This window comes from Nocardiopsis sp. FR4 (assembly GCF_009830945.1).
Classification (GTDB): domain Bacteria; phylum Actinomycetota; class Actinomycetes; order Streptosporangiales; family Streptosporangiaceae; genus Nocardiopsis.
The window spans coordinates 48,102-61,712 of sequence record NZ_VWVV01000008.1 but is presented as its reverse complement, the minus strand read 5'-3'; the positions used below and the strand labels follow the sequence as shown (position 1 = coordinate 61,712).

At 73.2% G+C, this 13,611-nt stretch carries 12 protein-coding genes; 8 read left to right on the top strand and 4 right to left on the bottom strand.

Annotated elements, in window-relative coordinates:
- Positions 1–32: 32 nt before the first annotated feature.
- The gene (locus FYW95_RS09655; protein ID WP_159941949.1) at positions 33–1,028 is read right to left on the bottom strand and encodes a thiamine-phosphate kinase; all 996 of its coding nucleotides are present in this window, start codon (positions 1,026–1,028) and stop codon (positions 33–35) included.
- A 133-nt stretch (positions 1,029–1,161) separates the two neighbouring features.
- Between FYW95_RS09655 and FYW95_RS09650 the strand changes: the two genes are divergently transcribed.
- Positions 1,162–1,395 carry an Lrp/AsnC family transcriptional regulator gene (locus FYW95_RS09650; protein WP_159941900.1) on the top strand — a complete coding sequence of 78 codons (234 nt, stop codon included), beginning with the start codon at positions 1,162–1,164 and terminating at the stop codon, positions 1,393–1,395.
- A 28-nt stretch (positions 1,396–1,423) separates the two neighbouring features.
- Complete coding sequence (locus FYW95_RS09645; RefSeq protein ID WP_201294801.1) at positions 1,424–1,885, top strand: DUF3515 domain-containing protein; 462 nt, start codon at positions 1,424–1,426, stop codon at positions 1,883–1,885.
- 129 nt (positions 1,886–2,014) lie between these two features.
- On the opposite strand, the gene FYW95_RS09640 is transcribed toward FYW95_RS09645, so the two are convergent.
- Positions 2,015–2,773, bottom strand: a complete 759-nt coding sequence (locus tag FYW95_RS09640; protein ID WP_159941898.1) for a DUF3105 domain-containing protein — start codon at positions 2,771–2,773, stop codon at positions 2,015–2,017.
- 88 nt (positions 2,774–2,861) lie between these two features.
- On the opposite strand from FYW95_RS09640, the gene FYW95_RS09635 reads away from it, so the two are divergent.
- From FYW95_RS09635 to FYW95_RS09610, 6 genes are all read left to right on the top strand, one after another.
- The gene (locus tag FYW95_RS09635; RefSeq protein ID WP_236567708.1) at positions 2,862–3,563 is read left to right on the top strand and encodes a DUF305 domain-containing protein; all 702 of its coding nucleotides are present in this window, start codon (positions 2,862–2,864) and stop codon (positions 3,561–3,563) included.
- Between the two features lie 337 nt (positions 3,564–3,900).
- Positions 3,901–5,346, top strand: coding sequence for a cytochrome ubiquinol oxidase subunit I (locus FYW95_RS09630; protein WP_159941896.1), 1,446 nt, complete (start codon positions 3,901–3,903; stop codon positions 5,344–5,346).
- Between the two features lie 13 nt (positions 5,347–5,359).
- Positions 5,360–6,442, top strand: a complete 1,083-nt coding sequence (gene cydB / locus FYW95_RS09625) for a cytochrome d ubiquinol oxidase subunit II (RefSeq protein ID WP_159941895.1) — start codon at positions 5,360–5,362, stop codon at positions 6,440–6,442.
- Positions 6,443–6,573: 131 nt separating this feature from the next.
- Complete coding sequence (cydD, locus tag FYW95_RS09620; RefSeq protein ID WP_159941894.1) at positions 6,574–8,307, top strand: thiol reductant ABC exporter subunit CydD; 1,734 nt, start codon at positions 6,574–6,576, stop codon at positions 8,305–8,307.
- Positions 8,304–10,073: a thiol reductant ABC exporter subunit CydC gene (gene cydC, locus FYW95_RS09615; protein WP_159941893.1), complete on the top strand. Its 1,770-nt coding sequence runs from the start codon at positions 8,304–8,306 to the stop codon at positions 10,071–10,073. The genes cydD and cydC overlap by 4 nt, the downstream gene beginning before the upstream one ends.
- 99 nt (positions 10,074–10,172) lie before the next feature.
- On the top strand, positions 10,173–11,006 hold the full coding sequence (locus tag FYW95_RS09610; RefSeq protein ID WP_159941892.1) for an EI24 domain-containing protein: 834 nt from the start codon (positions 10,173–10,175) through the stop codon (positions 11,004–11,006).
- Positions 11,007–11,209: 203 nt separating this feature from the next.
- On the opposite strand, the gene FYW95_RS09605 is transcribed toward FYW95_RS09610, so the two are convergent.
- Positions 11,210–12,334: a D-alanine--D-alanine ligase family protein gene (locus FYW95_RS09605; RefSeq protein WP_159941891.1), complete on the bottom strand. Its 1,125-nt coding sequence runs from the start codon at positions 12,332–12,334 to the stop codon at positions 11,210–11,212.
- A 54-nt stretch (positions 12,335–12,388) separates the two neighbouring features.
- Positions 12,389–13,600 (bottom strand): trans-sulfuration enzyme family protein, encoded by a 1,212-nt coding sequence (locus FYW95_RS09600; RefSeq protein ID WP_159941890.1) that lies wholly within the window; start codon positions 13,598–13,600, stop codon positions 12,389–12,391.
- Between the last annotated feature and the right edge of the window lie 11 nt (positions 13,601–13,611).

Below are 13,611 nucleotides of genomic sequence, written 5' to 3'. Positions count from 1 at the left end.
GCGAGAGCTAAACAGGACAAATCCAAGTCGGATCATCCCCGACGGAAATGGTCCCACCCCGTGTGGAGGGGCACTCTTCCGTCGACCGTGACCGAATTTTTGTTTTCTCCGTCGGTTTCTCCCGGTGCCGCGACCACGGTTCCCACACGGTGCCAGTGGTCGGGCAGGGAGGCGTCCGGCGGGAAGGCGGCGGCGAGCGCGTGGTCCTCCCCTCCCGAGACCATGAGGTCGCGTGCCGCGCGCTCGGCGTCCCCGGGCCCCGCGCCGAGGACGCGTACCGCCTCCAGGAGGGCGGGGTCGGGGCGCAGCGCCCGCGACTCCAGGTCGATCCGCACCCCGCTGGCCCGGCACACGTGGCCGAGGTCCTGGGCGAGTCCGTCGCTGACGTCGAGCATGGCGGTGGCCCCGAGTACCGCCGCCTCGGCTCCGCGCGCGTAGGGAGGGCTGGGCCTGCGGTGCTCTGACAGGCACGCGACCGGGCCGTCGATCCCCCGCTCCAGCAGGGCGAGCCCCGCGGCGGACAGGCCCAGGTGGCCGGTGTAGGCGACCACGTCCCCGGGCCGGGCGCCGTCGCGCCGCACGGGAGGGCGGCCCTGGAGGTCGCCGAGCGCGGTGACGGCGACGGTCAGGGTGTCGGAGCCGACCATGTCCCCGCCCACGACCGCGCCCCCGGCCAGGGCGCACTCGTCGCGCACCCCGGCGGTGAACTCCTCCGCCCAGGACAGCGGGAGGTCGGACGGCGCGGCGAAACCGATGAGCAGGGCGGTGGGCCGGGCGCCCATCGCCGCGACGTCGGCGAAGTTCTGCGCGACGGCGCGGTGTCCCACGTCACGGGCGGTGGACCACTCGCGGCGGAAGTGGCGCCCCTCGACCAGCAGGTCGGTGGTGGCCACCGTCCGTCCGTCGGGTGCGGCGACCACGGCCGCATCGTCCCCCGGCCCGAGGATTACGTCGTCCGTCATGGGGAATTGGCTCGTCACGCGTGCGATCAGAGCGAACTCGCCGAGCCCCCCAATGGTGTTGTGCACAGCCATCAGGGTACGTTGGCGGTCCGGTGGAATGGTCTAGACCCACGTTCGTCACGCGTTCGTCATCGGCCGCACCGTCGGCTCGGCCGGGAACCTCTCAGCGCCACACCCGGCGTACACGAAGGAGTACTTCATGGTGCAGGCATACATCCTGATCCAGACCGAGGTCGGGCAGGCCGCCGAGGTGGCCGGGCGGATCCGGGGCATCGAGGGGGTCGAGAAGGCCCACGACGTGACCGGCCCCTACGATGTCATCGTCCAGGCCAGCGCCGAGGACGTCGACGCCCTGGGCACCCTCGTGGTCGCCCGGATCCAGCGTCTGGACGGCATCGCCCGGACCCTCACCTGCCCTATCGTCAACATCTGACGCCCCAGTCCGAGAACGAGGTCCTCCGTTGCCCAGACTCCACGCGGTCGCGGCCCTGGCCCTCACCCTGGCCGTGACGGGATGCGGTACGCAGACCGTGCGGATCACCCCGCCCGAGGCGGACGCCGCCACCGGCGCGGTCTGCGCGGACCTGGTCGCCGACCTGCCCGACACCCTGCTGGAGGCCGAGCGGGCACGGGTGCGTCCCGACTCGGAGCTGACGGCGGCCTGGGGGGACCCGGCCATCGGACTGCGGTGCGGCGTGGAGCGGCCCGCGGGGCTGGCCCCGACCTCCTACCTGCAGGAGGTCAACGGCGTGGCGTGGCTGCCGCAGCCGGAGGACGCGCCCACCGTGTACACGGTGGTCGGCCGCGAGGCCTACGTGGAGCTGTCCGTCCCCCCCGCCCACGGCGCCCCCGCGGCGGCGTTGCGCCAGATCAGCGACCTGGTCTCCGAGCACGTGCCCCCGCTTCCCGACGGGGAGCTCTGACCGTCCCCTTCCCTCGGCCGGAACCGCCTCCGGGGCGTTCCCACGCGCACGGGGCCGCCGGCGTCGGCCGTCGGCCCCGTTTTCGTGTCCGCGGGAGGTCACGGCTCCCCGGCGCGGGGAACCGGCCCGTCACTCCTCGGCTTCGGCGGTCTCCTCGGGGGCCCCGGAAGCCTCGTCCTCGGTGGTGGCCTCGTCACCGGCCTCGCCCTCGGGGCCCTCCATGCCCTCGGTCTCCATGCCCCCGCCCTGCAGCATCGCGTCGACCTCGTCGGCGGTCTCCGAGATCTGGCCGGAGCAGGAGGCGCCCGGCTCGGGGACGTCCGTGCCGCGCTCGTAGAGGCGCACGAACCGCTGGAGGTTCTCGTCGTCGGCGGTCTCCGCGGAGATCTGGCGGCCCCAGCTGGAGGCGACGATCGGAGCGTCCATCTCGCCCTCGTAGGGGCTGATCACCAGGTAGTCGCCGGGGCTGTACATGTCGACCAGCGCCTCGACCTGGTCCTCGGCCAGGTCCGGCTGGTAGGTGATCCACACGGCCCCGTGCTCCAGGGAGTGCACCGCGAACTCGGGGGTCACCGCCTCGGGGTAGACCCCGCAGTTCTGCCAGGCGCTCCAGTGGTTGCCGCCCACGGGCGGGGTCTGCTCGTAGTCCACGCGCTCGCCGACGTCGACGTGGGAGTAGGAGCCGACCTCGTACTCCTCCACACCCTCGATGACGCGGCTGCGGAACTCCATGAAGACAAGCCACGCGAGTAGTCCCACCACCAGGACCACGGCGGCCGTGATACCGGTGATAGTAAGGATCCTGCGGCGTCTTTCCTCTTTGAGACGCTGCTCTTTCAGCTCGGCTGCTCGGCGGCGACGCTCCTCCGCCGTCTTCTTCTTGGCCACTGGGTCTCCTGGGTGGGTGGTGACAAAAGGGACTTACCTATCCTCTACTTTGGCACCAGACTCGTGCGATTTGACCAGGATGGTTCCTATGGAACAAAGAAACTCCCCCGTGCCCGGAGCCGTCCGCGAGGCCGGGGACCCGTACGCGGCGGCGGAGGACGGCGCGCCTCCGGAGGGGCCGGCGGCCCGGACCGGGTGGCGCTCCCTGCCGACCTGGACGGCTGTGATCCTGGTCGTACTGGCGCTGGGCGCCGGTTACCTGCTGGGACGCCCCTCCTACCCGCTGGACACCAGCGCCGACGCGGGGTTCCTGCGCGACATGAGCTCGCACCACGCCCAGGCCGTGGACATGTCGATGATCATCCTCGACAAGACCGAGGACCCCGAGCTGCACACGGTGGCCACCGACATCGCCCGGACCCAGCAGGCCCAGATCGGGATCATGCAGGGGTGGCTGACGGTGTGGGGCCTGAACTCGCGCGGCACGCGGCCTCCGATGGCCTGGATGGCGGGCCACGACCACGGCGGAGGCGACGGCGAGGTCCCCGAGACCATGCCGGGCCTGGCCTCCTCCGAGCAGATGGTGGAACTGGAGGAGAGCGAGGGCGTGGAGGCCGAGATCCTCTTCCTGGAGCTGATGATCGCCCACCACGAGGGCGGTATCGACATGGCCGAGGCCGAGCTGGAGCTGGGCCGGGAGGAGATGGTCGTGGACTTCGCGCAGGGGATAGTCGACGCCCAGCGGTCCGAGATCGAGCTGATGGAGAACCTCATCGCCAAGCGCGAGTAGGGCCGGACGGGCCGCCGTCCGGCACGGCCCTCCCCGCCGCCCCATGAGGAGAGGGGTGCGTTCCCGGCAACGCACCCCTCTCCTCATGGGGAGCCGCGCCCTCCGGGGCCTGTGTCCGGCCCCACAGACGTGCTTTCGGCGACCCGCCCCTCCACCGTTTTCCCAGGTGGCGAAGGCAGGGGTGGCGCGCACCCCTCCCGGGGGCACCGTCGCGGGGGGCCGTCCGGCCCCGGGGAGACGAAGGGAACACCGTTGTGACCGGCCCCCGGTGGATCTACGACAGGCTGTAGAACTACATTGTGTAGTACTACTGGCGGTCAGAACCTGAGAGGCGGGCATGGAAGCCCTTGAACTCGCGAGGTGGCAGTTCGGCGTCACCACGATCTACCACTTCCTGTTCGTACCCCTGACCATCGGGCTGTCCTTCATCGTGGCCGTGCTGCAGACCCTGTGGTACCGCACCGGCAGGCACGAGTACCTCCAGGCGACCCAGTTCCTCGGCAAGCTGTTCCTGATCAACTTCGCCATGGGCGTGGTCACCGGCATCGTGCAGGAGTTCCAGTTCGGCATGAACTGGAGCGAGTACTCCACCTTCGTCGGCGACGTGTTCGGCGCCCCCCTGGCGATGGAGGCCCTGCTCGCCTTCTTCCTGGAGTCCACCTTCATCGGCCTGTGGATCTTCGGCTGGCACCGGCTGCCCCGGGCGGCCCACCTGGCCTGCATCTGGCTGGTCGCCGTCGGCACCAACCTGTCGGCGTACTTCATCCTGGCCGCCAACGCCTGGATGCGGCACCCGGTCGGCTTCACCGTCGACGAGGAGACCGGCCGCGCCCAGCTCACCGACATCTGGGCCGTGCTCAGCAACGACCAGGCCTGGTCCACCTACCTGCACACCGTCTCGGCCGCCTTCGTCACCGCCGGGCTGTTCGTGGTCGCGGTCAGCGCCTACAAGCTCTGGCGCAACACCAGGTACAACGACACCGGCGTGCCCGGGGTGGTCCCGCCCCCGCGCGACCGCGCGCTCTTCCGAGGCACCCTCAAGGTCGGCCTGGTCTTCACCCTCGTCGCGGGCGCCCTGGTGGTCTTCTCCGGCGACCACCAGGCCAAGCTCGCCGCCCAGTACGAGCCGATGAAGCTGGCCGCGGCCGAGGCCCTGTGGGAGACCGAGGAGGGCGCCGCCTTCTCCGCACTGGCCGTCGGTGACACCGAGGAGCGCTACAACCCCATCGACATCACCATCCCCAACGTGCTCAGCTTCCTCGCCACCGGCGAGTTCGACGGCGAGGTGCACGGGATGAACAACCTGGAGGCGGCCTACGACGAGTACTACGGCCCCGGGGACTACACCCCCAACGTGTTCGTCGTGTACTGGTCCTTCCGCCTGATGATGGGCCTGGGAATGTTCGGGATCGCGGTCGCGGCCCTGGGCCTGTACCTCACCCGGGGCCGGGACCGCATGCCCACCGGCCCGTGGTTCTACCACGGGGCGATGCTCGCCCTGCCCGCGGCGCTGGCCGCCAACATCTTCGGCTGGGTGCTCACCGAGATGGGACGCCAGCCCTGGACCGTGCACGGGGAGCTGCTCACCGCGGCCAGCGTCTCCCCCGGCGTCAGCCTGGGGAGCGTGGCGGCGAGCCTGGCCGGGTTCACCGCCCTGTACGGGGTGCTGTTCGCCGTCGAGGTCGGCCTTCTGGTGAAGTACGTCAAGGCCGGGCCCTCCCATCTCGTCCCCGACCTGGAGGACGACGGGGACGAGGCCAAGATCCCGCACTTCAGCTACTAGGAGCCAAGGACCAATGGAACTGGCCGTCATCTGGTTCATCGCCATCGCGGTCCTGTGGACCGGGTACTTCGTCCTGGAGGGGTTCGACTTCGGGGTCGGCATGCTCATGCCGTTCGTGGGCAGGCGCGACTCCGTGGACCGCCGGGTCGCCATCAACGCCATCGGGCCGGTCTGGGACGCCAACGAGGTGTGGCTGATCACCGCGCTCGGCGCGACCTTCGCCGCCTTCCCCGCGTGGTACGCCTCACTGCTCAGCGGGTTCTACGCGCCCATGTTCCTCATCCTCGTCGCGCTCATCCTGCGCGGGGTGGCCTTCGAGTACCGGGGCAAGCGGGACGACTCCGGGTGGCGCCTGTGGTGGGACCGGGCGATCTTCGCCGGCAGCGCCCTGCCCGCCTTCCTGTGGGGGCTCGTCTTCGCCAACGTCCTGCGGGGCGTGGCCATGGACGCCGACCACGTCGTCACCGCCTCGCTCGCGGACCTGTTCAACCCCTACGCCCTGTTGGGCGGGCTGACCACGCTGTCCCTGTTCACGCTGCACGGGGCGATCTTCCTGACCCTCAAGACCGACGGGCCGGTCCGGGTCCGCGCGCGCCGGGCCGCCCTGTGGGCCGCCTGCGCCGCCGTTCCCTCCGCCGCGCTCTTCCTCGTGTGGACCCAGTACGCGCACGGAGGCGGAACGCGGACCCTGCCGCTCTTCGCCCTCGCCGCCGCGGCCCTGGCGGGCGGGGTAGCGGCGGCCTGGAAGCGCCGTGAGGGCTGGTCGTTCGCCGGCACGGCGGCGACCGTCCTGCTGCTGTTCGCCGCGCTGTTCGCCGCGCTGTTCCCGAACGTGCTGCCCTCGACCACCGATCCCGCGTTCGGGCTGACCGTGGCCAACGCCTCCTCGGCCGACTACACGCTCACCCTGATGACGTGGGTGGCCGTGGTGTTCCTGCCGCTGATCCTGCTCTACCAGGGGTGGAGCTACTGGGTGTTCCGCCGCCGGGTGACCGGCCAGACCGTGACGGGGGAGACCGTGACCGGCCAGACCGTGACCGGGCAGACCCTCACCCGCGAGGACGACGGGGGCAGGAGGCCCGAGCCCGCCGCGTGACCGCCTCCGTGCCGGGCGGCGCCCCCGCGTGGATACTGGGGGCGCCGCCCGGCGCGGCCGCGCCGGTCCACGACCCCGCCCGCCGGGTGCCGCCCACCCGGCCCGACCACACCCGTGAGGTCCCAGCGCCCATGAAACCCCTCGACCCGCGCCTGGTGCGCACCGCCGACGCGGTGCGCGTCCACCTGGCCGTCTCCGTGGCCAGCGGAGTGCTCATCACCGGCCTGGTCCTGGCGCAGGCCTGGCTGCTCGCCCGCGCGATCAGCGGGGCCTGGCGGGGCGAGGGCATGGACACCCTGGGCTGGGTGGTCGGCGCGGTCGCGGGCATCGCGGTGCTCCGGGCCCTGCTGTCCTACCTGGCCGAGACCTCCGCGCTGCACAGCGCGGCGCGCACCAAGTCGCAGCTGCGCCGCCGCCTGGTCGCCCACGTGACCGGGTCGGGTCGGGTGTGGACGGCCGAACCCGGCGACGGGGGCGAGCAGGGCCCGCCCCGGGCGGGCGAGCTGGTCACCCTGGCCACCCGCGGGCTGGACGCCCTCGACGACTACTTCGCCCGCTACCTGCCCCAGCTGGTCCTGGCCGCGATAGTGCCGGTCGCCGTGCTCACCGTGGTGTTCTGGGCGGACTGGATCTCGGGCGTGGTCATCCTGGTGACGGTGCCGCTGATCCCGGTCTTCATGGCCCTGATCGGTATGCACACCCAGCAGCGCACCGAACGCCAGTGGCGGCTGCTCAGCCGTCTGGGCGGGCACTTCCTGGACGTGGTCGAGGGGCTGCCCACCCTGGCCGTGTTCCGCCGGGCCAGGGCTCAGGCGGCCCTGCTGCGCACGGTGGGCGACGAGCACCGCCGGGCGACGATGGGCACGCTGCGGGTCGCGTTCCTGTCCGCGTTCGCCCTGGAACTGCTGTCCACCCTGGCCGTGGCGCTGGTCGCGGTCGAGGTGGGGCTGCGCCTGCTGGGCGGCCACATGGACTACCAGACCGCCCTGCTCGTGCTCATCCTCGCGCCGGAGGCCTACCTGCCCCTGCGCGAGGTGGGCGCCCGGTTCCACGCCAGTATGGAGGGCGTGGCCGCGGCCGACCAGGTGTTCGCCGAACTGGAGCGCGTACGCGCCGGCTCCCCCGGGGCGGCGCCCCCGGCGACCGGCCGACCCTCCCCCGCCGCGGGCGGCGACATCCGCTTCGAGGGCGTGGAGCTGCTCTACCCCGGCCGGGACGTGCCCGCCCTGTCCGGGGTGGACCTGAGCGTGGCCGCCGGTGAGCACCTGCTGCTCACCGGGCCCAGCGGAGCGGGCAAGTCCACCCTGCTGTCGCTGCTGCTGCGCCTGAACGAACCCACGCGCGGGCGGATCAGTGTGCGCGCCCCCGGCGGGGAGTGGGAGCCGCTGGAGGGGATCGCGGCCGAGGACTGGCGGCTCGGCGTCGCGTGGGTGCCGCAGAACCCCTACCTGTTCGACGTCTCCGTGGCCGACAACATCCGGCTGGGCGCGCCGGGGGCCTCCCTGGAGCGGGTACGCGAGGCGGCCCGCCTGGCCGAGGCCGACGCGTTCGTGTCCGCGCTCCCGGACGGGTACGGCACCCGGCTCGGGGAGCGCGGCGCCCGCCTGTCGGCCGGGCAGCGGCAGCGGATCGCGCTGGCGCGGGCGATGTGCCGGGACGCCCCGCTGGTGCTGCTGGACGAGCCCACCGCGCACCTGGACCCGGAGAACGCGGCGGCGGTGCGCACGGCCGTGGCCCGGCTCCTCCGGGGCCGGACCGCCGTCATCGTCGCCCACGACGCGGGCTGGGCCCGGAAGACCTTCGGAGCCGACCTGAGGACCGCCTCGCTCGCGCTGCCGACAGCTGAGGGGAGCCTGCCGCGATGAGCGAGCGGACCACCGTTCCCGCCGACGCCGGGCCCGTGCCCGAGCGCGAGCGGCGCCGCGACCCGCTGGTGCGGATGACGGCCCTGGCCCGGCCCCGGGTGGGCCGGTTCGCGCTGGGCGTGCTGCTGGGCTCGGTCGCGACCGGGTCGGGCCTGGCCCTGCTGGGCCTGGCCGCCTGGATGCTGGCCACCGCGGCCGACCACCCGCCGATCACCGCCCTGGGCGCGGCCGTGGTGGCCACCCGGGCCCTGGGGGTGGGCCGCGGGGTGAGCCGCTACCTGGAGCGGCTGGTCACCCACGACGCCGCGTTCCGCACGCTGGCCGAGGTCCGGGTGCGGGTCTACGAACGGCTCGCGGCCACCGAGCCCTTCGGCCGGTTCCGGTCCGGCGACCTGGTGTCCCGGCTGGTCAACGACACCGAGGCCACCCTGGACCTGCTGGTGCGCGGGCTGACGCCGCCGCTGGTCTCGGTGGTGACGGGCGGGACGGCGGTGCTGGTGCTGGCCGTGGTGTACCTGCCGGGCGGACTGCTGCTGGCGGGCGGGCTGCTGCTGGCCGGGCTCGCGGTGCCGCTGGCCGCCGCCGCGCTGGGCCGGGGGCCGGGCAGGCGCCAGGCCAGGGTGCGCGGGGAGCTGTCGACGGCCCTGGTGGACACCCTGCACGGCGCGCCGGACCTGGTGGCCTACGGCGCCATGGAGCGCCAGGTGGAGCGCGTGAACGCGGCCGACGCCGAGCTGACCCGGGTGGCCCGCGCGGACTCGGCCCTGCTGGGCCTGGGCGCGGGGGCCAGCGCTCTGGTCACCGGGCTGACGGTGTGGGGCGCCCTGTTCCTGGGCGTGGTCGCCGTGGCCGGGGGTTCCCTGGACGCCGTGTCGCTGGCGGTGGTGGTGCTGACCACGCTGGCGGCCTTCGAGATCGTGGCGCCGCTGCCCGCCGTGGCGGCGCGGCTGGGCGCGATCCGGGCCAGCGGGGCGCGGCTGTTCGGGGTGCTGGACACCCCGGCGGCGGTCGCGCCGCCGACCCGGACGGGCCTGGACGCCGGGGAGGACGCCACGGTCCGGATCCGCGGCCTGCGGGTGCGGTACGGGCCGGGGGAGCCGTGGGCGCTGGACGGGGTGGACCTGGAAATCCCCGCCGGGTGGACGGTGGCGGTGATCGGTCCCAGCGGTGCGGGCAAGAGCACGCTGGCCTCGGTGCTGCTGAGGTTCCGCGACCCGGACGGGGGCCGGGTGGAGGTCGGCGGGCGCGACGTCACGGAGTACCCGCCCGACGAGGTGCGCGCGGTGGTCTCCGGGGTGCCGCAGGACCCCCACGTGTTCGCGTCCACGCTGCGGGAGAACCTGCGGCTGGCCCGGCCCGGCGCGCGGGACGGGGAGCTGTGGGAGGCGCTGCGGCGCGCGCGGCTGGCCGACGATGTGGCGGCGATGCCCAGAGGGCTGGACACCCAGGTGGGCACGCACGGGCTGGGGCTGAGCGGGGGGATGGTGCAGCGGCTGGCGCTGGCCCGGGCCGTGCTGGCGGCGCCCCGTGTGCTGGTGCTGGACGAGCCGACCGCCCACCTGGACCCGGACACGCGGGACGCGGTGGTGGCGGACCTGCTGGCCGCCGCCGAGGGCTACTCCACGCTGCTGGTCACGCACGACCTGACCGGCCTGGACCGGGTGGACCGGATCTACGTGATGCGCGAGGGCCGGGTGTTGCAACAGGGAACGCACGAGGAGCTGTCCCGGCAGGAGGGGTGGTACCGCGACGTCACGCGGGCGTGACGCCGACGAGGGCCGGCAGCCGGACGGCACCGGTTCGGAGCCGGGGCGGGCCCCGGCCCGGACCTGGCACCGGGGCACGGGTTCCTCTAGGGTTCCCCCGTGGCCAATCCTGTTCGTGAGTTCCTCGGCGGCGTCGGCGTCCTGCTGCGCGGCTTCGCCCTGCTGATGCGCCGACCGCGCCTGTTCCTGCTCGGGGCCCTGCCCGCGCTCATCACGTCCCTGCTGTTCCTGGCGCTTTTCGTGCTGCTGGTGGTGAACCTGTCCGGTCTCGCCGAGTGGGCGACCCCCTTCGCCGACGACTGGGATCCGCTCTGGCAGGGGCTGGTGCGCGGCGGGCTGTCCCTGGCCGCTCTGGTCGGGGCGGTCCTGTTGATGGTGGTCACGTTCACCACGGTCACGCTGACCCTGGGCTCACCGATCTACGACAAGATCACAGAACTCGTGGAGCAGGAGCTGGGCAACGCCCCGGAGGGCCCCGAGGAGCCGCTGATGGCCTCGGTCTGGCGGGCGGTCCGCCAGTCGCTGGCGATCGTGGCGACCTCCCTGCTGGTGACGGTGAGCGTCTTCGTGGTCGGCTTCGTGCCGCTGGCCGGTCAGGTGGCCGGACCGGTGCTGGCGGCCGTGCTCGGCGGATGGCTGCTGGCCATCGAGCTGGTGGCGGGCGGCTTCGACCGCCGGGGGATGCTGACCATCCGCGAGCGGCGCCGCCACCTGGGCACCCGGAGGATGCGGGTGCTGGGCTTCGCGGTGCCGACGTACTTCCTGCTGGCCGTCCCGTTCGTGGCGATCGTGGTGTTCCCCGCCGCCACCGCGGGCGGCGCGATCCTCACCCGCGACCTGCTGCCCGGTGGACCGGGAGCTCCGAGGGGACCGGTCCCGGGCGGTCCGGCCTCCGGCGGGCCCTTCCCCGGTGGACCGGCCCCCCGGGACTGAACCCGCGGGTCCCCGCCCGGACGGCGCTCCGGCCGGGTCCGCTCTCCTCCGCGGAGGGGAGCGAGGGCTGGTGGTGAGGGTGCGGTGGGCACAGGGCCGCGGCGGGAGCACCGGGGGCTGTCATCCGGCTCCGGCCCCCGCATCAGGCGTCCCGAAGGACGCGGAGGGCGGGCGGCACCCGCTCGCCCGCCCGCGGCCGCTCCCTAGCGCAGGCCCGGGGACCGGCGCAGCGCGGTGGAGATCATCCGTTCCACCAGGGCCGCGTAGTCCAGCCCGGTGGCCGCCCACATCTGCGGGAAGGCCGAGGACGGGGTGAACCCGGGCATGGTGTTGAGCTCGTTGACGAGGATCTCACCGCTGTCGGTGTAGAAGAAGTCCACCCGGGCCAGGCCCTCGCAGCCCATCGCCTCGAACACCTCGGCGGCCATCGCGCGCAGCCGCGCGGTGGCCTCCTCCGGGATCCGGGCCGGAATGGTCAGGCTGCTGGTGGACAGGTACTTGGCCTCGAAGTCGTAGAAGTCGAAGCCGTCGGCTACGTGGATCTCGGCCGGGAGCGAGACGTCGGGCGTCCCGCCGTCCTCGGCCTCCAGCACGCCGCACTCGATCTCGCGGCCCACGACCTGGGCCTCCACCAGCACCTTGGGGTCGTGCTCGCGGGCGGCCTCCACCGCGGCGACCACCGCGTCGGCGTCGGAGGAGTCGGCCACCTTGCTGATCCCCACGCTGCTGCCGGCCCGGGCGGGCTTGACGAACACGGTGGAGCCCAGGGCCGCCACGTCGTCCAGGGCCTTCTTGCGCTCGTTGCGCCACTGGCGGTCGGTGACGGCCACGAAGTCGCTGGTGGGGACGGCGTTGCCGCGCAGCATGGCCTTCATGAAGACCTTGTCCATGGCGGCGGAGCTGGAGAAGACCCCCGCGCCCGCGTAGCGCACGCCCATCATCTCGAACAGGCCCTGGATGGTGCCGTCCTCGCCGAAGGGTCCGTGCAGCAGCGGCAGCACGACGTCCACCTCGGCCAGGCGCTCGGGGCCGCGCACCGGGTCGACCACCATGAGCTGGCCCGCCGCGTCGAAGGGCAGCGCCAGGTCGGCGCCGTCCTCGGAGACCGTGGGCAGCGCCTTGGTGTCCGCGTCGATGCGCAGGCTCTCGGGGTCGCCCGAGGTGAGCACCCAGTTGCCCGTGCGCGTGATACCGACCGGCACGACCTCGTAGCGGTCGCGGTCGATCACGGACAGCACGCTGCCCGCGGTGACGCAGGAGATCTCGTGTTCGGAACTACGTCCGCCGAAGACGACGGCGACCCGAATCTTTCGCTGCTCGGACGACATGCTGCCTGACCCTATCTGTGGATGGAACCGGAACGGGACGCGTCGCGCCGCGTGTCACCTTTCCCCGCCGAGGGCCGCCAGGGCGTCCTCGACGAGGTCACGGGGGTCCTCCAGGCCGATGGAGAAGCGCACCGCACCCGGTGAGATGCCCGCCGCAGCCAGTTCGTCCCCGCTCATGTTGCGGTGCGAGGTGGAGGCCACGTGCCCGGCCAGCGTGTGGGTGCCGCCCAGCGAGGCGGCGATGGTGGCCACCCGCAGCCGGTCGGCGAAGGCCATTCCGGCCTCCCGCCCGCCGCGCGGGTGCACGGTCACGACCGCACCGTAGCGGTCCCGGTCGAAGAGCTTGCCCGCCAGGTCCGCCTGCGGGTGCGAGGCCAGCGAGGGGTGGTCCACTCGCTCCACCAGGGGGTGTCCCTCCAGGGCGGCGGCGAAGGCCGCGGCGCTCTCGCACTGGCGCTGGACCCGCAGCGGCAGGGTCTCCAGCCCCCGGTGCAGCAGGTAGGCCTCGTCGGGAGCCAGGCACGTGCCCAGGTCCACGCGCGCGGAGCGGATGCGCTCGGTCAGCGCGGGCCCGGCCACGGCCACGCCGCCGGTGGTGTCGCTGTGGCCGCCGATGTACTTGGTGGCCGAGTGCACGACCACGTCGGCGCCGTGCTCCAGCGGACGGCACACGGCCGGGGAGGCGAAGGTGGAGTCCACGACCAGGGCGGCCCCGGCTTCACGGGCGATCTCCGCCAGTCCGGGCAGGTCGGACACGGTCATGGTGGGGTTGGAGAGCGTCTCGGTGAACACCACCCGGGTGTCGGGACCCACGACGGCGCGCACGGCGTCCAGGTCGGTGATGTCCACGAAGTCGGTGCGCACGCCGAACCGGCGCAGCAGGGTGCCCAGCAGCGAGTAGGTGTTGCCGTAGATGGAGCGCGAGGCCACCACGTGCGCGCCCGCCTCGGTGAGCGCCAGGAACACCGTGCTCAGCGCACCCATCCCGGAGGCGAAGGCCTGCCCGCGCACCGGCTCCGGCAGCCCGGCGCCCTCCAGGGCGGCCACCGCGTCGGCGAAGGCGTCCACGGTGGGGCTGTCGATGCGGGCGTAGGAGTAGCCCTCGCGGGTTCCGGCGAGGACGTCGGCGTAGTCCTGGGAGGTGTCGAACGCGTAGGTGGTGGCCCGGTGGACCGGCATCCGCATGGGGCGCTCGGCGGGAACCGGCGCGTGCGGGAGGGAGACCGCGCGGGTGAACTCGCCCCCGCCGCCTGGTGTGTGTGACATCGTGCTCGCTC

Bases quoted from the DNA above. Each gene is read 5' to 3' on its own strand.
- FYW95_RS09650 (WP_159941900.1), top strand. From the start codon at position 1,162: ATGGTGCAGGCATACATCCTGATCCAGACCGAGGTCGGGCAGGCCGCC.
- FYW95_RS09635 (WP_236567708.1), top strand. From the start codon at position 2,862: ATGGAACAAAGAAACTCCCCCGTGCCCGGAGCCGTCCGCGAGGCCGGG.
- FYW95_RS09630 (WP_159941896.1), top strand. From the start codon at position 3,901: ATGGAAGCCCTTGAACTCGCGAGGTGGCAGTTCGGCGTCACCACGATC.
- cydB (WP_159941895.1), top strand. From the start codon at position 5,360: ATGGAACTGGCCGTCATCTGGTTCATCGCCATCGCGGTCCTGTGGACC.
- cydD (WP_159941894.1), top strand. From the start codon at position 6,574: ATGAAACCCCTCGACCCGCGCCTGGTGCGCACCGCCGACGCGGTGCGC.
- cydC (WP_159941893.1), top strand. From the start codon at position 8,304: ATGAGCGAGCGGACCACCGTTCCCGCCGACGCCGGGCCCGTGCCCGAG.
- FYW95_RS09605 (WP_159941891.1), bottom strand. From the start codon at position 12,334: ATGTCGTCCGAGCAGCGAAAGATTCGGGTCGCCGTCGTCTTCGGCGGA.
- FYW95_RS09600 (WP_159941890.1), bottom strand. From the start codon at position 13,600: ATGTCACACACACCAGGCGGCGGGGGCGAGTTCACCCGCGCGGTCTCC.